This is a genomic window from Ruegeria sp. BHSC276, from assembly GCF_059612945.1.
The window spans coordinates 1-23,182 of record NZ_JBXWRP010000008.1 but is presented as its reverse complement, the minus strand read 5'-3'; the positions used below and the strand labels follow the sequence as shown (position 1 = coordinate 23,182).

The following is a 23,182-nucleotide window of genomic DNA, read 5'->3' as shown; positions in this document are numbered from 1 at the left end:
CGCTATTCTGCAGCGCTGCTGCGTTTGGGCAGAACCCAGTCCGGGCGCGGGAAGTGGCAGGTATAGCCATTGGGGATACGCTGAAGGTAGTCCTGATGCTCGGGCTCGGCCTCCCAGAAATCGCCGACGGGTTCGACCTCGGTCACGACCTTGCCGGGCCACAGCCCGCTGGCATCCACATCGGCGATCGTGTCCAGAGCGATCTGTTTCTGGGTCTCGTCGCAGTAATAGATGGCCGAGCGATAGCTCATTCCGATGTCATTGCCCTGACGGTTCACGGTGGTCGGGTCGTGGATCTGGAAGAAGAACTCAAGCAGATCGCGATAGGTGACCTGCGCGGGGTCGAACCAGATCTCGATCCCTTCGGCATGGGTGCCGTGGTTGCGATAAGTCGCGTTGGGCACGTCGCCGCCGGTATATCCGACGCGGGTGCGCAGAACGCCGGGCAGCTTGCGGATCAGATCCTGCATGCCCCAGAAGCAGCCTCCGGCCAGAACGGCGCGTTGTTCGGTCATTTCGGGTCCTCCACTTGATCGAGGTATTCGCCATAGCCCTCGGCCTCCATGTCGTCACGATGGATGAATCGCAGCGCGGCGGAGTTGATGCAGTAGCGTAGCCCACCCTGGTCCAGCGGACCATCGGGAAACACATGGCCCAGGTGGCTGTCGCCGTGTTTCGAGCGGACCTCCGTCCGGATCATGCCCAGCGAGCGGTCCTCAAGCTCGGTGACGTGGTCATGCACGATGGGTTTGGTGAAACTGGGCCAGCCACAGCCCGATTCGTATTTGTGGGTCGAGGCGAACAGCGGTTCACCCGATACGACATCCACATAAATGCCCGGTTCCTTGTGGTGTAGGTATTTGCCGGTGCCGGGGCGTTCGGTCCCGTTGCGCTGGGTGACGTGGAATTCCTCGGGCGAGAGGGCGGCGACAACCGATGGATCTTTGGTATATTTTGACATGGGTCCTCCGGCGTTATTCCTTTCCCGAGATAATTGGGGTGCGCCGCGACAAAAGCAAAGCCCTGTTTTGCCCGGCTCGCGCGATCGTGCGGGTGATCTGCCGCCGTTCTTCGTGCGTATCAATGACAAAGAGGAGGTCAAGCCATGTTCAGAATGCTGCTGTTGTCTGCCCTGTTGCTGATCGGCCGGATGGTGCAGGCCGCGCCTGTGTCCGGAGAGTTCGCTTCAATTGATGGCGGCACGCTGTCGCTATCGGATTGGCGCGGCCAGCCGGTTCTGGTGGTCAACACGGCCTCGCAATGCGGGTTCACCGGGCAATATGCTGGGCTGCAAAAGCTGCAGGACACCTATGGATCCGAGGGTTTGGTGGTTCTGGCGGTCCCGTCGGATTCCTTCAACCAGGAATTGGAAACCGCCAGCGAGGTCAAGGAGTTCTGCGAGTTGAACTATGACCTGACCCTGCCCATGACCGACATCACCCCCGTGACCGGTCCGCAGGCCCACCCGTTCTACAAGGCGGTTGCCGCCGAGACCGGGTTTGTGCCCAACTGGAATTTCAACAAGATCCTGCTGAGCCCCGAAGGCGAGGTCGTGGCGACCTTTGGGTCGACGACGCGGCCGGACTCCCGCAAGCTGCGCCGTCAGGTCGAGGCCCTGCTGCGCTGAACCGGCTGGCGTGACAACTGCACGGCCAGAATGCCCAGCGTGGTGACCGCAACACCGACGGCATCCATTGCGCCCAACCGTTCACCCAGAAGAATCGCGGCGATCGTGACCCCGAACACCGGGTTGAGGAAATGGAAGGTCGCCGCGCGGATCGGCCCGATCCGGTTGAGCAGCAGGAACCAGATCAGCGTGGCCAGCAGGCCGGGGAACAGGGTCGTGTAGGTGAAGGCCAGCGCCAGCGGCCAGGTCGGGCGGACATAAATCGTCTCGAACAGCGGGGCGGCGATGAACAGAACCGCCGAGCCGACGAACATCTGCAGGCCGACGACCATCATGAAGTTCCCGCCCGAGGTCGCCCCGCGCACGGCCAGCGTGGCGAAAGTCAGAGCCAGCGCGCCCAGCCCGCAGAGGGCAACGCCGAACAGGTCGATCCCGGCGCTGATCCGGCTGCTCATGATCAGGGCCACACCGGCGAACCCGGCCAGCAGCCCCAGGACACCCAGCGGGCGCAACCGTTCCCCGAACAGCAGCCAACCGGCCAGCGCCACCAGCAGAGGCATGGTCGATGCGATGATCGCCGCGACCGAGGCCTCGACCGTTTGCATCGCATAGAAATTCAGACCCAAATACAGGGCATTCTGGCAGATTCCGAACAGGATGGTCGCGTACCATTGCGACCGCGTCAGGCGCCAGCTCTGGCCCATGGCCGCGGCGATGGCGACACCCAGGATGCCGGAAATCAAAAAGCGCACGGCCAGCGAAAACAGCGGCGAGGCATCCGCGACGATGATCCGCGCCGAGGTGAAGGCCGACGACCAGATGAAGGCAAAGGCCAGCCCCATGGCGATGGCGCGCGGATCCATGACAAGCCTCGTTTGAATTCCGTGGCGACTGTTCCTGATTTTCTCTGGGTCTGCAACCGGCGGATGGCACCGTGCGGCATAGAAAAAGGGCCGCGAAATCGCGGCCCCTGTTTCGTACCACCTTGGGGTGGGATCAGCTGTTGACGCTGTCCTTCAGGGCCTTGGCGATGGTCATTTTCACGACCTTGTCGGCCTCTTTGGTAAAGGTCTCACCGGTGGCCGGGTTGCGCACCTGACGCTCGGGGCGCTCGCGGCAGTAGATCTTGCCGACGCCCGGCAGGGTCACGGCGCCACCGGCCGAAACTTCGCGGGTGATCAGGTTGGTGATCGCTTCCAGCGCCGCGTTCGCGGATTTCTTGTCGGTTCCCATTTCCTCAGCGAGAGCAGCAACCAGCTGAGTCTTCGTCATAGGCTTTGCCATTTCTTGGTCTCCTTAACGTGCCCGATCTATTGGGCCTCACCGCGTAACTGTAACGGGATATTGTGGGCGAACACAACGAATAGTAGCGCCGAACCCCCAAAAAATATGGGGATTTCGTTGCTTTTTTGCGTCAGAGGAAGGCCGTTTCATCGAACGAGCGCAATTTCCGGCTGTGCAGACGTTCCAGCGGCATGCCCCGCAGGTGTTCCATCGCCCGGATTCCAATCGCCAGATGGCGGCCGACCTGAGTTGTATAGAACTCGGACGCCATGCCGGGCAACTTCAATTCGCCATGCAGGGGCTTGTCGGACACGCACAGCAAGGTACCGTAGGGCACGCGGAACCGATAGCCGTTGGCGGCGATCGTTGCGCTTTCCATGTCCAGCGCGATGGCGCGCGACTGGCTCAGCCGTTGCACCGGGCCGGATTGGTCGCGCAGTTCCCAGTTGCGGTTGTCGACCGAGGCCACCGTGCCGGTGCGCATGATCCGCTTCAGCTCATAGCCGTCCAGCTCGGTCACTTCGGCCACGGCGCGTTCCAGCGCGACCTGAACTTCGGCCAGCGGCGGGATCGGCACCCAGACGGGCAGGTCGTCGTCCAGCACCTTGTCTTCGCGCAGATAGGCATGGGCCAGCACAAAGTCGCCCAGGGCCTGCGTGTTGCGCAGCCCTGCGCAGTGGCCAACCATCAGCCAGGCATGTGGGCGCAGCACCGCGATGTGATCGGTGGCGGTTTTGGCGTTGGATGGCCCGACGCCGATATTGACCAGCGTGATCCCCGACCCGTCGGCGCGTTTCAGGTGATAGGTCGGCATCTGCGGCAGCTTCAGCGGCTGGTCCAGCGGCGCGTCGGGGTCGGTGATCTCGACATTCCCGGTCGAAACGAAACTGGTATAGCCGCTGTCCGGGTCGGCCAGTTGCGCGCGGGCATAGTTCTCGAATTCCGAGACGTAGAACTGGTAGTTTGTGAACAGAACGTGGTTCTGGAAATGGTCCGGGTCGGTGGCTGTGTAGTGGGCCAGCCGGGCCAGCGAGTAATCGATGCGTTGCGCTGTGAACAAGGCCAGCGGGCCGACGCCATCCAGCGGTTCGTGCACACCGTTGACGATGTCGTCATTGGTGGTGGTCAGATCGGGCACGTCGAACACGTCGCGCAGGGTGAACCCCGCCGCACCCTGATGCGGAACCACCAGATCGGGGTTGCCGGCCACGGCGAAATGCACCGGCATCGGCGTGGTCGATGGGCCGATGGTCACCGGCTGGTTGTGGTTCTTGATCAGCAGCGCGATCTGCTGCGTGAGGTAGGACCGGAACAGATCCGGCCGGGTTACCGTCGTGGCATGGACCCCCGGCTCGGACACGTGACCAAAGCTCAGGCGGCTGTCCACATGCGCGTAGGACGCCGTACGGATACGGATTTCCGGATAATAGGCTCTGTACCGGACCTTGGGCGCGCCGCTTTCCATCGCCTCGGCAAAGCTTTCGCACAGAAAGGCGGTGGCCTCGTTATACAGCTCTTCCAGCCTGGCAACGGCTGCGGCGGCATCGGTGAAAATCTCGGGGTCCCGTGGTTCGGGCGTTGTTATTTTTGTCATGCGAGGGGTTCCAGAAGGTCAATTTTTTCGAATGTGCGGACATCCACCAGTCCCAGATCGGATATCCGTAGTTCGGGGATCACGACAAGGGCCAGCAGCGAGTGCTGCATGTAGGCATTGTTCAGCTGACAGCCGCAGGTCTGCATCGCCTCGACCATCTTTTGCGCCTTGGCCGCGACGTCGGAGGCCGGGCTGTCGGACATCAGGCCGGCGATGGGCAGTTCGACCAGCGCCAGCTCTTCGCCATCTCGGAAGATGGTGATGCCGCCGCCCACTTCGGCCAGACGATTGGCGGCCAGCGCCATCTGCTCGCGGTCGGTGCCGACCACGATCATGTGGTGGCTGTCATGCGCCACGGTCGAGGCCATGGCCATCCGGCCCTGATAGCCAAAGCCGGATACGAAGGCGTTGGTGACACCGCCCGTGGCCCGGTGCCGCTCGACCAGCGCGATCTGGCAGACATCGCCTTCGCCCTCGACCAGCCCGCCGATGATGGGCAGCTCGGCCTTCAGCGCCTGAGTGGGGGCCTGGTTTTCCACCACGCCGATCACGTTGGCGCGGACGCGGTTGGCGCCCTCGGGCGCGGGGATCTCGAAATCGGCGGCGGTCAGGGCATGGCCCAGATGTACTGTGTTGCGCGCCCGGTCGGGCCAGTCGTAATGCGGGCAATCCACCTTGATCGCGCCATTTTCGGCCACCACCTGTCCGCGCGCGATGACCATCTCGATCGGCAAGTCGGTCAGGTCCGAACTGAGGATCACGTCCGCCCGGCGGCCCGGCGTGATCGAGCCGATCTCGCGCTCCAGCCCGAAATGGGTGGCGGTGTTGATCGTGGCCATCTGTAACGCGATCAGCGGGTCGCAGCCACAGGCGATGGCATGACGGACGACGCGGTTCATGTGGCCCTCGTTCACCAGCGTGCCCGAATGGCAGTCATCGGTGCACAGGATGAAGTTGCGCGGGTCCAGCCCTTTTTCGGTGACGGCGGTGATCTGGCTTTCCACGTCATACCAGGCCGAGCCCAGCCGCATCATCGACCGCATCCCTTGTCGCACGCGGGCAATGGCGTCGGCCTCGCAGGTGCCTTCGTGGTCATCCGCCGGGCCGCCGGCGACATAAGCGGCAAAATCAGGCCCTAAATCAGGGGATGCATAGTGTCCGCCCACGGTCTTGCCCGCGCGCTGGGTGGCGGCGATTTCGGCCAGCATTTTGGGGTCTGCATGGATCACGCCGGGAAAGTTCATCATCTCGCCCAGCCCGATGATGCCGGGCCAGGTCATCGCCTCGGCCACGTCTTCGGGGATGATCTCATAGCCGGTGGTTTCCAGACCCGGCGCCGAGGGCGCGCAGGACGGCATCTGGGTAAAGATGTTGACCGGCTGCATCAGCGCTTCGTCATGCATCATCCGCACGCCGTCGAGCCCCAGCACGTTGGCGATCTCATGCGGGTCGGTGAACATCGACGTCGTGCCATGCGGGATCACAGCGCGGGCGAACTCGGCCGGGGTCAGCATGCCGGATTCGATGTGCATATGCGCGTCGCACAGGCCGGGGATCATGTAGCGGCCCTTGGCCTCGATGATCTGCGTGTCGGGGCCGATGCAGTGGCTGGCGTCGGGGCCGACATAGGCCACGCGTCCGGCGGCGATGGCGATGGAGTGATCGGGCAGCGCCTCGCGGCTGTGTACGTTGATCCAGATCCCGCCGCGAATGACCATGTCGGCGGCTTCGCGGCCGGCGGCAACGGCGATCAGGCGGGGGGCGACGTCGGGCCAAGAGGGGAAGGGTGCGTATTCCATGGCACAACTTTCCCGAATGCATCGGAAGGTGCAACCCCTGCCGTGCCACCTTCATGAAACCGTCATCCGGCCCGGTCCGGGGCAGCAAATGCTTGATCCGCGCCGCGATGCGGGGTCTGGTAAGGGCATGGACTACGAAACCATAAATGCCGACAGTTTCGGCCGCAGCCTGCGCGGGATCGGGCTGAACCTGCTGGTGCGCGACGTGCGGGCGGAATGCGACTTTTTAGAGACTGTTTTTGGCCTGAAATCCCATCAAGTGACGGCGGATTTCGCCATCGTCACCTATGGCGATCAGGTGTTTCAGCTGCATTCGGACGGCACCTATCATTCCAACCCTCTGCTTGGGCTGGTTCCTGAAACGCCCCCGCGCGGTGGCGGGATCGAGATTCACTTGTACGACACCGACCCGGACGAGGCGGCGGAGCGCGCCAGGTCCGCTGGCGCGGTCGTCCTGCAGGAGCCGACCGACAAGCCCCATGGCCTGCGTGAGACCTATATCCTGTGCGAGAACGGCTATGCCTGGGTCGCCAGCCGCCCCAAGGACGGCTGAAGGTTAGGCGCGGTGTTGCTCGGCCGCGATTTCCGCCCTGATCCACTCGGCAAAGGCCACGGCACCCGGCGTCTCCTCGGCCTGAGGCGACAGCAGCAGGTAGTAGGCTTCTGGCATCGGTGCGCGATGCTCGAAGGGTGCGATCAGACGGCCTTCGTCCAGAAGGCGCTTTGCGATGGTATCATGGGCCAGGCACAGCCCGCCGCTGGCCATCGCAACGGACAGGCCGACCATATAGGTCGTGGCATAGGTGATCGGTGGATTACCCCAGTTTAGACCCTGATCTTCGGCCCAGCTGGCCCAGTTCGACAGCAGGTTTGAGCAATCGTAGAGCGGTTGCCGCTGAAGGGTCTCCAGCGTGACCGGGAAACCGGGGGCGCAGACCGGGTAATAGTGATCGCTGCGCAAAAGCTCGGTTCGGACCGTGTCGGCCGGGCGCAGTGAATAACGGATTTCCACCGCCGCGCCTTCGGCCATCTCGCGCGGCTCCCACAGTTCGGTGAAAATGTTCAGGTGGACATCGGGGTGCAGCGCGCGGAACGCGGGCAAGCGGGGGGCCAACCAGTTCACCGAAAAGGTGATGTTGCATTGAACCTGAACGGTATTCTGCTGCTGCCCGGTCACGGCCTGGGTGCCGCGAACCAGCGTCCGGAACGCCTCGCGCACCACGGGCAGATATGTGATTCCGGCCTCGGTCAGTTCCAATGCGCGGGGGCGGCGGTGAAACAGAGGTTGGCCCAGATAGCCCTCGAGCGATTTGATCTGCTGGCTGACGGCGCTTTGCGTCATGTTCAGATCGCGCGCCGCGCCGGTGAACGACAGGTGTCGGGCCGCAGCCTCGAACGTGCGCAGCCAGCCAAGCGGGGGAAGGGAAGTCCGGGGTTTCATAATCCAATCATAAGCTCAGCTAATGCCAAAACGCCAATTTTTTCGTTGGTCAATTGCGCCCCGGCCCGGCACGGTTTGTATCAGCCCTCTGCCCAAGCCGAACGGAGCCTCCGGATGAGCGTCACCAATCTGAAGCCGAATATCGACCATTGGCAGGAGCGCGTGGACATGGCGGCGGCCTTCCGTTGGACCGAAAGGTTGAACATGCATGAAGGGGTCGCCAACCATTTCAGCCTTGCCGTGAACGAGGGTGGCACGCAGTTCCTGATGAACCCGAACCAGATGCATTTCGCGCGCATCCGTGCCTCGGACCTTCTGCTGCTGGATGCCAACGATCCCGACACGATGAGCAAGCCCGGCGCACCGGACCCCACCGCATGGGGGCTGCATGGCTCGATTCACCGCAGGTGTCCGCATGCGCGTTGCGTGATGCATGTGCATTCGATCTTTGCCACCGTCCTGGCCTCCTTGGCCGACAGCACCCTGCCGCCGATCGACCAGAACACCGCGACCTTTCACAACCGCTATGTCATTGATGACGAATTTGGCGGTTTGGCCTTTGAAAGCGAGGGTGAGCGTTGCGCCGCAATGCTGCAGGACCCGAAAAAGAAAGTCATGATCATGGGCAACCACGGTGTGCTTGTGATCGGCAGCGACGCGGCAGATGCCTTCAATAGACTCTATTATTTCGAGCGCGCCGCCGAGACCTATATTCGCGCCCTTCAGACGGGCCGGCCGTTGCGGCTGCTTTCGGACGAGATCGCCGAAAAGACCGCGCAGGAGCTGGATAACTATCCGGGGCAGGCCGAGGCCCATCTGCGCGAGATCAAGGCCGTTCTGGATGCCGAAGGCTCGGATTACGCCACTTAGAGGGTTTTGCCATGACCGATGCCTCGCATGATCCCGAAGCTGCCCGCTGGCACTATCGGCCATCTGATCCAGTGGCGTTGAACCCTTTGTTCAGCTGGCCGCCCAGACCGATGGCGGTAGTGAAATGGTACAGCGGTGCGTGGTTGCAGATCACCGCGCTGACCCTGTGCATGGTGTTGGCGCTGACAGCTTATGTGCTTTTTCTGCCGCCGCTCGAGGCGATGCAAAGCTTCGCACCTGGTTGGATGTTCCGCATCTGGCTGCTGAACATGGTGCCTCAGATCCTTGTTGCGGGTGGGCTGCATTGGTGGCTCTACATGCGCAAGGGCCAGGGTATGTACAAAAAGTTCGATCGCCGCGACCTGACGCGCAACAACGGCATCTTCACCTTCAACAACCAGGTCTGGGACAACATCTGGTGGACCCTGGGCAGCGCCATGACGGTGGCGACCGTCTATCAATGGGGCATCTACTGGGTGATGGCCAACGGTTGGGTGCCAACCGTCACATGGGAACAGGCGCCGGTCTGGTGCGTGGTCTGGATGCTGTTCATCCCGATGTGGTCGGGGCTGCACTTCTATTGGGTGCACCGGCTGGAGCATCATCCGAAACTGTTCAAGCATGTGCACGCCGTGCATCACCGGAACGTCAATGTTGGTCCGTGGTCGGGCATCTCCAACCACTGGTACGAGAACCTGCTGTATTTCACGACCTATTTCATCCACCTGATCGTGCCGTCGCACCCGCTGCATCTGCTGTTTCACGCCTATTTCCAGCAGGTCAGCCCGATCCTGTCCCATTCGGGGTTCGAAAAGCTGAAAGCGGGGGAAACCGAAGCGGCGCGCGCGGGGGATTTTTTTCACCAGTTGCACCACCGGTATTTCGAGTGCAACTACGGCACGTCCGAGATTCCCTTCGACCGGTGGTTCGGCACCTATCACGACGGCTCGGCCGCGGCGACGGAACGCACCCGCGCCTACAAGAAAAGGCGGTTCGGCTGAAGGGCACCTGCCGCACCCCAAGCTGTGACACCGTCTGGACAAGCCGCCGATGGGCGGCTTTCCGTTTTGAAGGGTCTTTACCTTTCCGCGCGGGGTCTGATAGACGCCGCTGGTCCGGATGAACCGGGCGCCGGTCGCAGCCTACCCGGCTTACAAAACAAGGATCTGAAAAGTGAAGACAATCGTCATCTGCTCGGGCGGACTGGATTCGGTTTCTCTGGCGCACAAGGTTGCCGCCGAAAACGAACTGATCCGCCTGATCTCTTTCGACTACGGTCAGCGTCACCGCAAGGAAGTCGAGTTTGCCGCCCGCTGCGCGGAGCGGCTGGGCGTGCCGCATGACCTGATCGACATGAGCCATATCGGCAAGCATCTGTCGGGCTCGGCCCTGACCGATGACGTCGACGTGCCCGACGGGCACTATGCCGAAGAGAACATGAAGGTCACCGTGGTCCCGAACCGCAACGCCATCATGCTGGCCATCGCCTTTGGCGTGGCCGCCGCCAAGCAGGCGGATACCGTGGCGACGGCGGTGCATGGCGGGGATCACTTCATCTACCCCGACTGCCGGCCGGAATTCACCGAAGCCTTCGAGGTCATGCAGGCCAAGGCATTGGACGGATATGCCAATGTCAGGCTCTATACGCCCTTCGTTCACATCCCGAAATCGGCCATCGTGACCGAGGGCGCAAAGCACGGAACGCCCTTCGCCGATACCTGGTCCTGCTACAAGGGCGGCGAGACCCATTGCGGCCGTTGTGGAACCTGTGTCGAACGGCGCGAGGCGTTTCACATCGCCGGCATTGAAGACCCGACCGCCTATGCCGACCCCGAGTTCTGGAAAGCCGCGGTGGAGGGGCACTGATGTTCCGTATCACCAAGGAATTCCACTTCTCGGCCTCGCACCAGCTGTGCCACCTGCCCGACGACCACCCCTGTGCCCGTCTGCACGGCCACAATTACATCGTCGAGGTGGAGCTGGCCGCCGAGGAGCTGGATGCAAACGGTTTCGTGGTGGACTACCGCGATCTGAAGCCGCTCAAGACCTATATCGACGAGGAACTGGATCACCGGCACCTGAACGATGTGTTCGGGCATGACATGGTTACCTCGGAGTGGCTGGCGAAAGAGATCTATGACTTCTGCAAGGCGCGCTGGGCGCAGACCAGCGCGGTGCGGGTCAGCGAGACGCCCAAGACCTGGGCGGAGTATCGGCCGTGAAACCGCTGCGCATCGCCGAGATCTTCGGCCCCACGATCCAGGGCGAAGGCGCCGTGATCGGGGTGCCGACCGTCTTCGTGCGGGCGGGTGGCTGCGATTACCGCTGCAGCTGGTGCGACAGCCTGCATGCGGTGGACAGCGCCTATCGCCATGACTGGACGCCGATGACCCCCGAACAGATCTGGGCGCAGGTCGAAGCCCTGTCCGGCGGCACACCCCTGACCGTGTCGCTGTCGGGCGGCAACCCGGCCATTCAGGATTTCGGCCCGCTGATCGCGCTGGGCAAATCCAAGGGCTATGACTTCGTGATGGAAACCCAGGGCTCGGTGGCGCAGGACTGGTTCCGCGAATTGTCCACCCTGATCCTCAGCCCGAAACCGCCCTCGTCCGGCGAAACCGTCGACTGGGCGCGGTTCGAGGACTGCATCACCCGGGCCGACGGCGCGCCCACCGTCATGAAGATCGTGGTCTTCGATGATGAGGATTACCGCTGGGCCCGCGCCGCGGCCGAGCGGTTTCCGGCGCTGCCGCTCTATCTGCAACCGGGCAACCACACCCCGCCGCCACCCGACGCCGAGGATGCCGAGATCGACATGGACGGGATCATGTCCCGCTATGAATGGCTGATCGACAAGACCCTCGGCGACCGCTGGTTCACCCCCACCATCCTGCCGCAGCTGCATGTCCTGATCTGGGGCAACAAGCGCGGTGTATGAGGCTCTAACAATGGCAAACCAAGACATCTACGCAAACCTGACCCAACTGGGCAGCAAGACCGACCTGCCGAACTCGCCCGAAGAGGCGGTGCTGGAGCGGGTGCCGAACCCGCAGGCCGGCACCGATTATGCCGTGCGCTTCACCGCGCCGGAGTTCACCTCGCTCTGCCCGCTGACGGCGCAGCCGGATTTCGCGCATATCGTGATCGACTATGTGCCGGGTGACTGGCTGGTGGAAAGCAAGTCGCTCAAGCTGTTCCTGGGTTCGTTCCGCAACCATGGCGCGTTCCACGAAGATTGCAGTGTCACGATCGGCAAGCGGCTGGAAGAGGTGCTGGAGCCGAAATGGCTGCGTGTCGGCGCCTATTGGTATCCGCGCGGCGGTATCCCGATCGACGTGTTCTATCAGACCGGGCCGGAGCTGCCGGGCGTGTGGATCCCCGATCAGGGCGTTCCCACCTATCGCGGGCGCGGCTGACCGCGTTACGAGGCCGCCCGGATCGCGCGCGGCGAGGTGCCGAACTCGGCGCGGAAGGCGCGGGTCATCGCGCTGGGGTCGTCATAGCCCGCGCGCAGGGCGATCTCGCCGATGGGCAGATCGGTCTCGGATACCAGCTTGCGGGCCAGGTTCAGGCGCAGGCGGCGATAGACCTGCGCGGGGCTGGCCCCCAGATCGGCCCGCATCCGCGATTCCAGCGCCTTTTGCGAGCGGCCGACCCGCCGTGCGACCTCGGGGATGGGCAGGGGCGTTTCCAGATGTTCCTGCATCAGCGCCAACGCTTTGTTGACGAAGGCGCTGGCCGACCCGGCCCCGCCCATATGTGAACGGGCGGAATCGCGGGTCATGAACAGCTGCGCCACTTCCAGCGCCAGTGCCTGACCGTGATCCCGCCCGATCAGGTGCATCACCAGGTCAAACGCCGCCATCGCGCCCGAGCAGGTGATGCGGTCTCCGTCGATGACATAGCGTTCGCGGCAGGTTTCCACCTCGGGGAAGCGTTCCGAGAACCCCGTCAACTCCTCCCAGTGGATGGTCGCGCGATGCCCGTCCAGCAAGCCGGCCTCGGCCAGCAGCCAGCTGCCCGTGTCCATTCCGGCCATGATGCGGAACCGTTGCGCGGCGGCGCGCAGGCTGGCCTGCATGCGCCAGCCGCCGTGATCGCGAAAGCCATAGGATGGCATGACCGCCAGCAGGTCGCCGGACACGTTGCCGAGCCTGTCATGCGGCGACACCTGCAGCCCCGAGGATGAGGTCACCGGCCCCGCGTTCAGCGACAGAAACTGCCACTTGTAGAGCGTGCGCCCCGACAGCGTGTTGGCCGCGCGCAGCGGCTCGACTGTGTTGGCCAAACAGTGGTTCGAAAACCCGTCGAACAGCAACACGCCAAAATGCTGCATCGCAGAGGTCGATTTAGTCCATTTCTGCATATTAAATGTCTATTACTGCATGAAAACGCGCGCAAGACGGGTCAGGCTGTTCGCAACATCTGCACTTGGAGAACCGCTATGCAATTCGGTCTGTCCGAAGAACAGGAAATGATCGTCTCGACCGTCCGCAGCTTTGTGGAAAAAGAGATCTATCCCCACGAAGAGCTGGTCGAGCGCACCGGAGAGGTGCCGAAAGAGATCGCCGACGAGATCAAGCGCAAGACGATCGAGCTGGGCTTCTACGCCTGCAACTTTCCCGAAAGCGTGGGTTGCGCTGGGTTGAACCACCTGGAATTCGCGCTGGTCGAACGGGAACTGGGCCGCGGGTCGATGGCGTTGAACCATTTCTTCGGGCGGCCGCAGAACATCCTGATGGCCTGTCAGGGCGATCAGGTCGAACGCTATCTGATGCCCGCCGTGCGCGGCGAGAAGATGGATGCGCTGGCGATGACCGAACCGGGCGCGGGTTCGGATGTGCGGGGCATGAAGTGTTCCGCCGTTCGTGATGGCGGCGATTGGGTGGTGAACGGCACCAAGCATTTCATCTCGGGCGCGGAACATGCCGATTTCATCATCGTCTTTATCGCCACGGGCGAGGATCAGACGCCGAAAGGCCCCAAGAAGCGCATCACCGCCTTTCTGGTCGATCGCGGCACGCCGGGGTTCACCATCCGCGACGGCTACAAGTCGGTCAGCCATCGCGGTTACAAGAACATGGTGCTGGAGTTCGACGACTGCCGCCTGCCCGACGCGCAGGTGCTGGGCGAGGTCGATGGCGGGTTCGAGGTGATGAACACCTGGCTTTACGCCACCCGCATCACCGTGGCCGCCATGTGCGTGGGTCGCGCGCGGCGGGCCTTCGACTATGCGCTGGACTATGCCGCCACGCGCGAACAGTTCGGCCAAAAGATCGGCAAGTTCCAGGGCGTCAGCTTTCAGATCGCCGACATGATCACCGAGATCGACGCCGCCGACCTGCTGACCCTGGCCGCTGCCGACCGGCTGGACAAGGGCCTGCCCGCCAACCGCGAGATCGCCTCGGCCAAGCTTTTTGCCTCGGAGATGCTGGCGCGGGTGACCGATGCGGCGATCCAGGTGCATGGCGGGATGGGTCTGATGGATGACTATCCGCTGGAACGGTTCTGGCGCGATGCCCGGGTGGAGAGGATCTGGGACGGTACCAGCGAGATCCAGCGCCACATCATCAGCCGCGACCTGCTGCGCGCGTTGGGAGCGTGAATATGACGCCGGGCCTGAGCGGCGCGGCGGATGTGCTCACGCCGGGAAAACTCGCCGCGCTGAGGCGGATGCTGGGGTTTCGTTCGCTGGCGGTGATCGGCGGGGGCGCTTGGTGTGCCGAGGTCATCCGGCAGGTGCGGAAACTGGGGTTCACCGGTCCGGTCTGGCCGGTGCATCCCAAGGCCGACGAGGTGGCGGGCGAGCGCGTCTTTGCCACGATCGAAGACCTACCCCAAGCGCCCGACGCGGCCTTTGTCGGCATCAACCGCCGCGCCACCATCGAGGCGGTTGAGGTTCTGTCCCGCATTGGCGCGGGCGGGGCGGTGTGTTTCGCCTCGGGCTTTACCGAGGCGCTGGCTGAGGATGCGGACGGGCCGGACTTGCAGGCGCAGCTTGTGGCTGCAGCGGGGGACATGCCGATCCTCGGCCCCAACTGCTATGGCTTCGTCAACGGACTGGACCGGGTGGCGATCTGGCCCGACCAGCACGGGATGCGCCCGGTGGAGCGGGGCGTCGCCATTCTGACGCAAAGCTCAAACATCGCCATCAACATGACCATGCAGCGCCGGGCGCTGCCGCTGGCTTTCATGCTGACCTGCGGGAATCAGGCACAGTCCCACCAAGCCGAAATCGCCATGGCGCTGCTGGAGGATGACCGGATCACCGCCATCGGTGTGCATGTCGAGGGCTTTGGCGACCTGCGCAAATGGGAGGCGCTGGCCGCCCGTGCGCGCGAGCGCGGCGTGCCGATCGTGGCGCTCAAGGTGGGTCGGTCGGAGCATGCCCAAGCCGCAACAATCTCGCACACGGCATCGCTGGCAGGCGGTGATGCCGGGGCGCAGGCGTTTCTGGACCGGCTGGGCATTGCGCGTCTGGTCGATGTGCCAAGCTTCCTGGAAACGCTCAAGCTGTTCCACGTCGCCGGCAGGCTCCGCGGGAACGGCCTGAGCATGATCAGCTGTTCGGGGGGCGAAGCCAGTCTGGGAGCCGACATGGCGGTCGGGCGGGATCTGCATTTTCCACCGCTGACACAGGATCAGCGAAGAGAACTGCGCACGGCGCTGGGGCCGATGGTGGCGCTGGCAAATCCGCTCGACTACCACACCTATATTTGGCGAGACACTCAGGCGATGACGCGGGCGTGGAAAGGAATGACGGGCCCGGATGTGGCTCTGACACTGTCGATTGTGGACTATCCGCATACGGATGCCACCGACTGGGCCTGCGCAACACAGGCGGCGCTGAACTGCTCAAGCGAAACTGGCAGGCCCTTTGCCGTGGTGGCCACCCTGCCCGAGCTGATGCCCGAAGACGTGGCGCAAAAACTGCTGGACGGTGGCGTGGTTCCCTTTGCCGGCCTGCACGAGGCGTTGGCCGCAGCCGAGGCCGCCGCCCGCCCGCTGCCCGCGCCGGCCGCGCCTGTCCAGTTGCCCGGTAAGCGGGAGGCGGACACAACCCTGACCGAGGCCGAGGCGAAACAGGCGCTTGCGAAACACGGCCTGACGGTGCCGCGCAGCGTGGTCTTTCCGGCCGATCAGGCTGAAGAGGCGACACGCCACCTGACCGGCCCCTTCGCGGTCAAGGGCGTCGGGCTGGCGCACAAATCCGAACATGGCGCGGTTCTGCTGGGCGTGGAGGCGAGCGAAATCGCGGACGCCGCCCGCCGGGTGGGCACCGCCGACGTGCTGGTCGAGGAAATGGCGGCCGGCGGTGTTGCGGAACTGCTGATCGGTGTCACGCGCGATCCGGCGCATGGGTTCGTGCTGACCCTCGGCACCGGGGGCGTCCTGACCGAGATCCTGCGCGATACCGTGTCGCTGCTGGTGCCCTCGGATCGTAACGCAACCCGGGCGGCGCTGAGCAAGCTGGCCTATGCCCCGCTTTTGGCGGGCTATCGCGGCAAGTCCGCAGCCGATCTCGAGGCGATTCTCGACGCCATCGACGCGGTGCAGTCCTATGTGATTGCCAATGCCGCCACTGTCAGCGAAGTTGAAATCAACCCCCTCATCTGCACCGCGACGGGCGCGGTGGCGGTTGATGCCCTGATCCGAAAGGCAAGCTCATGAACCCAGTGAAGACCAAACGCGACGGCGCCATTCTGGAAGTCACCCTGGACCGGCCCAAGGCAAACGCGATCGACTTGGCCACCAGCCGGGTGATGGGCGAAGTGTTCCGCGACTTCCGCGATGATCCCGACCTGCGGGTGGCGATCCTGACGGGGGGCGGAGAGAAATTCTTTTGCCCCGGCTGGGACCTGAAGGCCGCGGCTGAGGGCGATGCCGTGGATGGGGATTACGGGGTCGGCGGTTTCGGTGGCCTTCAGGAGTTGCGGGACATGAACAAGCCGGTGATTGCCGCCGTGAACGGGATTGCCTGCGGCGGCGGGCTGGAGCTGGCCTTGAGTGCCGACATGATTCTGGCGGCCGATCACGCCACCTTTGCCCTGCCGGAAATCCGCTCGGGCACGGTGGCGGACGCGGCCAGCGTCAAGCTGCCCAAGCGCATACCTTACCACATCGCGATGGAACTGCTGCTGACCGGCCGCTGGTTCGACGCCGAAGAGGCGCATCGCTGGGGCTTGGTGAATGAGATCGTCCCGGCCGACCAGCTGATGGACCGTGCATGGGAGCTGGCTCGCCTGCTGGCCAGCGGTCCGCCGCTGGTCTATGCCGCAATCAAAGAGATCGTGCGCGAGGCCGAGGATTCCAAGTTCCAGGACATCATGAACCGCATCACCAAGCGGCAGCTGCGCACGGTCGATGTTCTCTATGGCTCCGAGGACAATCTGGAAGGCGCCCGCGCCTTTGCCGAGAAACGCGACCCGGTCTGGAAGGGTCGCTGAGGCGGATCAGGATTTCTCGAACAGGGCGATCAGCGCGGTGTCGTCCTTGTTGGGGCCTGAGGCGAGGTCGCCGTAGATGCGGACCGGGGTCAGGGTCAGATGTTCCATACGGCCCTCGGCCTGCAGATTGTCGAAGGCGGTTGCGAATCCCAGCGCCTCGAAGTGTTTGGCGTTGATCGACAGGGCGAATTGCGCCCCGGGCCGGGCCACCCGCAGCAGGGCGGGCAGAACCTCGGGGCCCAGATGGCCGTGGGTGAAGGTGCCCGACGACACGATGCCCGAATAGCTGTCACGTGGAACCGGGATGCCCTCGTTCAGGTCAGCCTCGATCGCGTCGCGGTAGATGTCCTTGCGCATTGCCTTGTCCAGCATCTCGGCGCTGATGTCGGTGGCGTCGATCGGCCCCACGCCCAGATCGGCCAGAACCGCGCCGCACAGGCCGGTGCCCGCGCCCACATCCAGCACCGGACCCTGCCCCCCGGCGCCGACAAAGGCGCGGGCGGTATGGATGTGCAGCTGGTAATCCTCGCGCGCGGCGAATCCGCGATCGTAATCTCCCGCCCATTCGGCATAGAGCCGTTTGTTGTCTGCCGGAGTTTTCAGCGCATAAGCCGCGTGCAGGCTGGGTTTGTCATCGCTCATCACACCATGAAGGCGCAGGCGGAGATTCGAATCAAGTGCGTCCATCCGGCGCTTGCATCCCGCCCGCGGCGCGATCAACAAGGGGCCATGACTGGAACTCTTTTTTCATTCGGGCACGGCTATACCGCGCGCGCGCTGTCGCGCCGGCTGGCCCCCAAGGGTTGGCGCATCGTCGGAACCACCCGCGATGCCGCCGAGAAAGACGCCATCCGCGCCACCGGGGCCGAACCGCTGGTCTGGCCGGGCGAGGACCCCGATCTGAACGGGGTCACGCATCTGTTGATTTCGACCGCGCCCACGGCCAAGGGAGATCCGGTTCTGGTCGCCCTGCGGGATGAGCTCGCCGCCCGCGCCGGGCGGTTCGACTGGGTCGGGTACCTGTCGACCACCGCCGTCTATGGCGACCACCAGGGCGGTTGGGTCGATGAGTCCACGCCGGCGACCCCGACGGCCGAGCGCGGGCGCTGGCGGTTGCAGGCCGAGCAGGACTGGGCCGCAATTCCCGGCCTGCCGCTGCACATCTTTCGCCTTGCGGGCATCTACGGGCCGGGGCGGGGGCCGTTCTCCAAGCTGAAGAAAGGCGGGCTGCGGCGGATCATCAAGCCGGGGCAGGTGTTTTCGCGCATTCATGTCGAGGACATCGCACAGGTGCTCGAGGCGTCGATGCTCCGTCCCGATCCGGGCGCGATCTACAATGTCTGCGATGACGAACCGGTGCCGCCGCAGGACGTGATCGGCTATGCCGCGCAGCTTCAGGGCCTGCCGCTGCCGCCTGCGGTGGATTTCGATACGGCCGACCTGACGCCGATGGCCCGCAGCTTCTACAACGAGAACAAGCGCGTTCGGAACGACCGGATCAAGACCGATCTGGGCGTGAAGCTGAAATACCCCAACTATCGCGTGGGCCTTGAGGCGCTGCACGCGGATCAGGCGTTGAACGGCGACTGATCAGGCCACATCCGCCAGGATCGTGTCGGCGGCCTTTTCCGCGATCATGATCGTGGGCGCGTTGGTGTTGCCTGAAACCAGCGTCGGCATGACCGAAGCATCGACCACCCGTAGCCCCTGCATCCCGTGCACCCGCAGCTGTGGATCGACCACCGCCATGTCGTCCACTCCCATCTTGCAGGTGCCCACGGGGTGATAGATCGTATCGGCCCGCGCGCGGATATGGCGTTCCCAATCCGTGTCGGTCCGGGCGGTGTCGGTGCCGAACATTTCCTTGTGGCGGTATTCGGCAAGGGCCGGAGCCTCGAGGATTTCGCGCGTCATCCGCGCGCCCTTGATCATTGTGTCCAGATCGCGCGGGTCGGACAGATAGGCCGGGTCGATCGCCGGGGCGGCAAAGGGGTCGGCGCTGTGCAGCGAGACGGTGCCGCGGCTTTCGGGGCGCAGCTTGCAGATATGGCAGCTGAACCCATAGCCCAGATGCAGCTTGCGCGCGTGGTCGTCCACCAGCGCGATGGTGAAATGCAGCTGGATGTCGGGGCGGTCCAGATCGGGAGAGGTCTTCAGAAAGGCGGCGCCTTCCGCAAAGGGGGTGGCAGCCATCGACACCCCGCTCTTGCGCCACCGCATGAGATGTTTGATCAGCCCCACCGTACCGGCGGCGCCGATGCCGAAATTGTCTGTGTCCTTTGTCTTGTAGGCCAGGATGAAATCCAGGTGATCCTGCAGGTTCTTGCCCACGCCTGGCAACGCGTGGCGGACGGCGATGCCATGCGGGGTCAGGTCCTCGGGGTCGCCGATGCCCGACAGCTGCAGCAGTTGCGGCGATTTCAGCGCGCCCGAGCAAACCAGAACCTCGCGCGTGGCGGTGACGGTGAGGTCGGCGCCCTTACTGCCCTGGCGATAGATCACGCCCGTGGCGCGGTGGCCGTCAAAGGTGATCTCGCGCGCCTGCGCCCCGGTGATGACCGTCAGGTTCGGCCGGTCCATGACTGGAAACAGATAGGCCGCGGCGGCCGAGCACCGCTCGCCGTTTTTGTCGGGGTCATGGAACTGGGTGACTTGGTACAGCCCCGCGCCTTCGTTGTCGCCGCGATTGAAATCGTCGGTCACCTTGTGTTGCAACTGGGCGGCGGCCTCGACGAAGGCGCGCGTGATCGGGCGTTCTTCTTTCTGGTCGGACACCTGAAGCGGGCCGTCGGCGCCATGCAGGTCATCCGCGCCGCGTTCGTTGTTCTCGGACCGTTTGAAATAGGGCAGGACGCTGTCCCAGTCCCAGCCCTCGCAGCCCAGATCGGCCCAGCCGTCATAATCCTGCCGTTGCCCGCGCACATAGAGCATCGCGTTGATCGCGCTGGATCCGCCCAGGGCCCGGCCGCGCGGCTGATAGCCCTTGCGGCCGTCCAGCCCCGGTTGCGGCACCGTCTCGAAGGCCCAGTTGTTGATCCTGGGTCGCCCCGGCAGCATTGCGACCACCCCGGCGGGCATTCGGACCAGAATGCCGTTTCCGCCCCCGCCCGCCTCAAGCAGGCAGACCCGCGTGCCCGGATTGGCGCTCAGACGGTTGGCCAGCACACATCCCGCGGACCCTCCGCCGACGATGACGTAGTCGAATTGCATGGCGATCCTCCCCTGTGGCCCGCGCGGTGTCGCGCGTCACAGCCCGCAGTTTGAAGCACCGGCCGCAAAAGGCAATCTGGGCGTTGGGGAACGCCGCGTCATGTGGATGGGGATCGGTTTGAAGGAACCCGGCAGAGCCATAATCAATATCTATCAAATCAATCCGAAAACAAAATTTTTTCTCATGGCTGGGATTTGCTATGACTCGGGGTATTCCGGCGGACTGCGGTCCGCCCCTTTTTGACGTGCCATTCGCACGGTTGCCTCGCAAACAGACTGACACCAGCCAGGATCGGAGATTGAGATGGACGGAAGCGACACCCCCAACACGGGCCAATGCCCCATCATGCACGGCGCCGGAACCCGATCGAATCGGGACTGGTGGCCCAACCAGCTGAACCTGTCGATCCTGCATCAGCACCAGCCGGTCAGCAATCCTCTGGGCGCCGATTTCAACTATGCCGACGCGTTCAAGAAGCTGGATTACCAGGCGCTCAAGCAGGACCTGTATGATCTGATGACGGATTCGCAGGATTGGTGGCCGGCGGACTATGGCCACTACGGCGGACTGTTCATCCGCATGGCCTGGCACAGCGCCGGAACCTATCGTACCGCGGATGGTCGGGGCGGGTCCTCGACCGGTTCCCAGCGGTTCGCGCCGCTCAACAGTTGGCCCGACAACGGCAACCTGGACAAGGCGCGCCGCTTGCTGTGGCCGATCAAGCAGAAATACGGCAACCAGATTTCCTGGGCCGACCTGATGATTCTGGCCGGCAACTGCGCCATCGAATCGATGGGCGGCAAGACCTTCGGCTTTGCCGGCGGCCGCGAGGATATCTGGGCGCCCGAGGAAGACATCTATTGGGGCCCCGAGGCCGAATGGCTGGCCACCAGCGATACCGAAGGCAGCCGTTATACCGGCGACCGCGAGCTGGAAAACCCGCTGGCCGCCGTGCAGATGGGCCTGATCTACGTGAACCCCGAAGGCCCCGACGGCAAGCCGGACCCGGTGGCCTCGGGCCGTGACATCCGCGAGACTTTCGCGCGGATGGCTATGAACGACGAGGAAACGGTGGCGCTGACCGCGGGCGGCCATACCTTCGGCAAGATGCACGGCGCGGGCGATCCCAGCCATGTGGGCCCCGAGCCCGAAGCCGCCCCGATCGAGGCGATGGGGTTCGGCTGGCTGTCCACCTTCGGCAAGGGCAAAGGGCGCGACACCATCACCAGCGGGCTGGAAGGTGCCTGGACCGCGAACCCGATCCGGTGGGACAACGGCTATTTCGACGTGTTGTTCAAATATGATTGGGAACTGGTCAAAAGCCCGGCCGGGGCTTGGGTCTGGACACCCAAGGACATCCAGCCCGAGGACATGGCTCCCGATCCGGAAGACCCGTCGAAGCGGGTTCCGATCTTCATGTCGACCGCCGACATGGCGATGCGGATGGATCCGATCTATGGCCCGATCTCGAAGCGGTTCCACGAGAACCCCGAAGAATTCGCCGATGCCTTCGCGCGCGCCTGGTTCAAGCTGACCCACCGCGACATGGGCCCCAAGATCCGGTATATCGGCCCCGAGGCGCCGGACGAGGAGCTGATCTGGCAGGACAACGTGCCGCCGGTGGATCATGACCTGATCGACGCGGAGGATATCGCCGATCTCAAGGCCCGGATTCTGGACAGCGGCTTGTCGATCCCACAGCTGGTCTCGACCGCTTGGGCGTCGGCCTCGACTTTCCGCGGCTCTGACAAGCGCGGAGGCGCAAACGGTGCGCGGATCCGGCTGGCCCCGCAGAAGGACTGGGCCGTGAACGAGCCGGAAAAGCTGTCCCAGGTGCTCTCGGTCCTCGAAGGCATCCGGGCAGCGTTCAACGCGGCGCAAAGCGGAAACAAGAAAGTGTCGCTGGCCGATCTGATCGTTCTGGGCGGGGCCGCCGCCGTCGAACAGGCCGCCGCTGCCGCCGGGCACAAGGTCGAGGTCCCCTTCGCCCCGGGCCGCACGGACGCATCGCAGGAGCAGACGGATGTCGAATCCTTCTCGGTGCTCGAACCCATGGTCGACGGGTTCCGCAACTATCAGCGCCAGGAATACAGCGTCTCGCCCGAGGATCTGCTGGTGGACAAGGCCCAGCTGTTGACCCTGTCGGCGCCCGAGATGACCGTTCTGGTCGCCGGGCTGCGGGTTCTGGGTGCAAACCACGGCGGATCGCCGCATGGCGTGTTCACCGACCGGGTCGGAGCGCTGAGCACCGATTTCTTCACCAACCTGCTGGATATGGGAATCGAGTGGAAACCTGCGGAGGACCAGCCGGGCGTGTATGAAGGCCGCGACCGGGCCACGGGCGACGTGAAATGGACTGGCACGCGCGTCGATCTGGTGTTCGGCTCGAATTCGCAACTGAGGGCGATTTCCGAGGTTTACGGGCAGGCGGATGCGGACGGCAAGTTCGTGTCTGACTTCGTCGCCGCCTGGACCAAGGTGATGAACGCGGACCGGTTCGACCTGGTCTGAACCGCAGGTTCGCTGACCCATGGAGGCCGCCCCGATATTGATCGGGGCGGCCTTTTGTATTGCTGCGAATGCTCCGACCCATGTCCCGACAGCGGATTCCCACTGCGATTCCGCGTTGCGGCATCATTTGCTAAAGTTTCTCGGGGCAAAACGGGCGTACAGTTGGATGAAAGCTGCATGATGAAGTCGTTAATTGTATGTAATTTAATAGAAAAATCGTCATCTGAGAAAAAAATGGAAGTTTTTTGAAAATGGGTCTTGCAGGTCCCGGACCTAATCCGTAAATACCCCTTCACCGGCGCTGGTGAGGCGTTGGTGACGGGCTGGAGAGGCGGCCTGACGGACTGGAAAGACGGTTGTGACGCTCAGGAGAGACTGGGGCATCTTGAGGATTTGTT

24 protein-coding genes are annotated in these 23,182 nt (G+C 63.8%); 14 read left to right on the top strand and 10 right to left on the bottom strand.

The annotated features are described in order from the left end of the window. Positions 1–2: 2 nt before the first annotated feature. Both msrA and msrB read right to left on the bottom strand, forming a co-directional pair. Entirely contained in the window at positions 3–515 is a 513-nt protein-coding gene (msrA, locus tag AC2FMD_RS14190) for a peptide-methionine (S)-S-oxide reductase MsrA (protein ID WP_496742993.1), read from the bottom strand. Next, on the bottom strand, positions 512–961 hold the full coding sequence (gene msrB, locus AC2FMD_RS14185) for a peptide-methionine (R)-S-oxide reductase MsrB (RefSeq protein WP_496683177.1): 450 nt from the start codon (positions 959–961) through the stop codon (positions 512–514). Before msrB ends, msrA begins: the two co-directional genes overlap by 4 nt. 144 nt (positions 962–1,105) lie before the next feature. On the opposite strand from msrB, the gene AC2FMD_RS14180 reads away from it, so the two are divergent. Beyond that, entirely contained in the window at positions 1,106–1,627 is a 522-nt protein-coding gene (locus AC2FMD_RS14180; protein ID WP_496683174.1) for a glutathione peroxidase, read from the top strand. On the opposite strand, the gene AC2FMD_RS14175 is transcribed toward AC2FMD_RS14180, so the two are convergent. The 4 genes from AC2FMD_RS14175 to ade all read right to left on the bottom strand — a co-directional run bounded on the left by AC2FMD_RS14175 (position 1,603) and on the right by ade (position 6,304). Continuing rightward, the gene (locus AC2FMD_RS14175; RefSeq protein ID WP_496742989.1) at positions 1,603–2,490 is read right to left on the bottom strand and encodes a DMT family transporter; all 888 of its coding nucleotides are present in this window, start codon (positions 2,488–2,490) and stop codon (positions 1,603–1,605) included. The two genes, AC2FMD_RS14180 and AC2FMD_RS14175, sit on opposite strands and share 25 nt — an antisense overlap. Positions 2,491–2,623: 133 nt before the next feature. Further along, positions 2,624–2,911, bottom strand: coding sequence for an HU family DNA-binding protein (locus tag AC2FMD_RS14170; RefSeq protein WP_005979685.1), 288 nt, complete (start codon positions 2,909–2,911; stop codon positions 2,624–2,626). Between the two features lie 130 nt (positions 2,912–3,041). Next, positions 3,042–4,505, bottom strand: coding sequence for an AMP nucleosidase (locus tag AC2FMD_RS14165; protein WP_496687715.1), 1,464 nt, complete (start codon positions 4,503–4,505; stop codon positions 3,042–3,044). Then, complete coding sequence (gene ade / locus AC2FMD_RS14160) at positions 4,502–6,304, bottom strand: adenine deaminase (protein WP_496742987.1); 1,803 nt, start codon at positions 6,302–6,304, stop codon at positions 4,502–4,504. Before ade ends, AC2FMD_RS14165 begins: the two co-directional genes overlap by 4 nt. Positions 6,305–6,431: 127 nt before the next feature. Here ade and AC2FMD_RS14155 point away from each other — a divergent pair, with 127 nt between their 5' ends. Beyond that, positions 6,432–6,857: a VOC family protein gene (locus AC2FMD_RS14155; RefSeq protein WP_496743007.1), complete on the top strand. Its 426-nt coding sequence runs from the start codon at positions 6,432–6,434 to the stop codon at positions 6,855–6,857. A gap of 3 nt (positions 6,858–6,860) precedes the next feature. Here AC2FMD_RS14155 and AC2FMD_RS14150 read toward each other — a convergent pair whose 3' ends face one another. Then, on the bottom strand, positions 6,861–7,745 hold the full coding sequence (locus AC2FMD_RS14150; RefSeq protein ID WP_496742986.1) for a LysR family transcriptional regulator: 885 nt from the start codon (positions 7,743–7,745) through the stop codon (positions 6,861–6,863). A gap of 114 nt (positions 7,746–7,859) precedes the next feature. Between AC2FMD_RS14150 and AC2FMD_RS14145 the strand changes: the two genes are divergently transcribed. The 6 genes from AC2FMD_RS14145 (at position 7,860) to queF (ending at position 12,031) form a co-directional block, all read left to right on the top strand. Beyond that, positions 7,860–8,615, top strand: coding sequence for a class II aldolase and adducin N-terminal domain-containing protein (locus tag AC2FMD_RS14145; RefSeq protein ID WP_496742984.1), 756 nt, complete (start codon positions 7,860–7,862; stop codon positions 8,613–8,615). Positions 8,616–8,626: 11 nt separating this feature from the next. Further along, the gene (locus AC2FMD_RS14140) at positions 8,627–9,616 is read left to right on the top strand and encodes a sterol desaturase family protein (RefSeq protein WP_496742983.1); all 990 of its coding nucleotides are present in this window, start codon (positions 8,627–8,629) and stop codon (positions 9,614–9,616) included. A 172-nt stretch (positions 9,617–9,788) separates the two neighbouring features. Continuing rightward, positions 9,789–10,481 carry a 7-cyano-7-deazaguanine synthase QueC gene (gene queC / locus AC2FMD_RS14135; protein ID WP_496795137.1) on the top strand — a complete coding sequence of 231 codons (693 nt, stop codon included), beginning with the start codon at positions 9,789–9,791 and terminating at the stop codon, positions 10,479–10,481. Then, complete coding sequence (gene queD / locus AC2FMD_RS14130) at positions 10,481–10,837, top strand: 6-carboxytetrahydropterin synthase QueD (RefSeq protein ID WP_496742980.1); 357 nt, start codon at positions 10,481–10,483, stop codon at positions 10,835–10,837. Before queC ends, queD begins: the two co-directional genes overlap by 1 nt. Further along, on the top strand, positions 10,834–11,553 hold the full coding sequence (gene queE / locus AC2FMD_RS14125) for a 7-carboxy-7-deazaguanine synthase QueE (RefSeq protein WP_496795136.1): 720 nt from the start codon (positions 10,834–10,836) through the stop codon (positions 11,551–11,553). The genes queD and queE overlap by 4 nt, the downstream gene beginning before the upstream one ends. A gap of 10 nt (positions 11,554–11,563) precedes the next feature. Further along, positions 11,564–12,031, top strand: a complete 468-nt coding sequence (gene queF, locus AC2FMD_RS14120) for a preQ(1) synthase (protein ID WP_068347314.1) — start codon at positions 11,564–11,566, stop codon at positions 12,029–12,031. 5 nt (positions 12,032–12,036) lie between these two features. On the opposite strand, the gene AC2FMD_RS14115 is transcribed toward queF, so the two are convergent. Further along, a complete protein-coding gene (locus tag AC2FMD_RS14115; RefSeq protein ID WP_496795135.1) occupies positions 12,037–12,981 on the bottom strand; it encodes a GlxA family transcriptional regulator in 945 nt (314 codons plus the stop codon). Between the two features lie 78 nt (positions 12,982–13,059). Between AC2FMD_RS14115 and AC2FMD_RS14110 the strand changes: the two genes are divergently transcribed. The 3 genes from AC2FMD_RS14110 to AC2FMD_RS14100 are packed head-to-tail and all read left to right on the top strand — an operon-like array spanning position 13,060 to position 17,062. Further along, positions 13,060–14,220: an acyl-CoA dehydrogenase family protein gene (locus AC2FMD_RS14110; RefSeq protein WP_496795134.1), complete on the top strand. Its 1,161-nt coding sequence runs from the start codon at positions 13,060–13,062 to the stop codon at positions 14,218–14,220. A gap of 2 nt (positions 14,221–14,222) precedes the next feature. Further along, positions 14,223–16,286 carry an acetate--CoA ligase family protein gene (locus tag AC2FMD_RS14105; protein ID WP_496742973.1) on the top strand — a complete coding sequence of 688 codons (2,064 nt, stop codon included), beginning with the start codon at positions 14,223–14,225 and terminating at the stop codon, positions 16,284–16,286. Further along, positions 16,283–17,062: a carnitinyl-CoA dehydratase gene (locus AC2FMD_RS14100; protein WP_496742971.1), complete on the top strand. Its 780-nt coding sequence runs from the start codon at positions 16,283–16,285 to the stop codon at positions 17,060–17,062. Before AC2FMD_RS14105 ends, AC2FMD_RS14100 begins: the two co-directional genes overlap by 4 nt. Positions 17,063–17,068: 6 nt before the next feature. Here the strand turns inward: AC2FMD_RS14100 and AC2FMD_RS14095 are convergent, their stop codons facing one another. Continuing rightward, complete coding sequence (locus tag AC2FMD_RS14095; RefSeq protein WP_496742969.1) at positions 17,069–17,704, bottom strand: class I SAM-dependent DNA methyltransferase; 636 nt, start codon at positions 17,702–17,704, stop codon at positions 17,069–17,071. An 87-nt stretch (positions 17,705–17,791) separates the two neighbouring features. Between AC2FMD_RS14095 and AC2FMD_RS14090 the strand changes: the two genes are divergently transcribed. Continuing rightward, positions 17,792–18,652, top strand: coding sequence for an SDR family oxidoreductase (locus AC2FMD_RS14090; protein WP_496742968.1), 861 nt, complete (start codon positions 17,792–17,794; stop codon positions 18,650–18,652). On the opposite strand, the gene AC2FMD_RS14085 is transcribed toward AC2FMD_RS14090, so the two are convergent. Then, entirely contained in the window at positions 18,653–20,272 is a 1,620-nt protein-coding gene (locus tag AC2FMD_RS14085) for a GMC family oxidoreductase (protein ID WP_496795133.1), read from the bottom strand. Between AC2FMD_RS14085 and AC2FMD_RS14080 the strand changes: the two genes are divergently transcribed. After that, positions 20,271–20,516 (top strand): hypothetical protein, encoded by a 246-nt coding sequence (locus tag AC2FMD_RS14080; protein WP_496795132.1) that lies wholly within the window; start codon positions 20,271–20,273, stop codon positions 20,514–20,516. The genes AC2FMD_RS14085 and AC2FMD_RS14080 overlap by 2 nt on opposite strands. Positions 20,517–20,576: 60 nt before the next feature. Beyond that, positions 20,577–22,784, top strand: coding sequence for a catalase/peroxidase HPI (gene katG / locus AC2FMD_RS14075; RefSeq protein WP_496742965.1), 2,208 nt, complete (start codon positions 20,577–20,579; stop codon positions 22,782–22,784). The last annotated feature ends 398 nt before the right edge of the window (positions 22,785–23,182 follow it).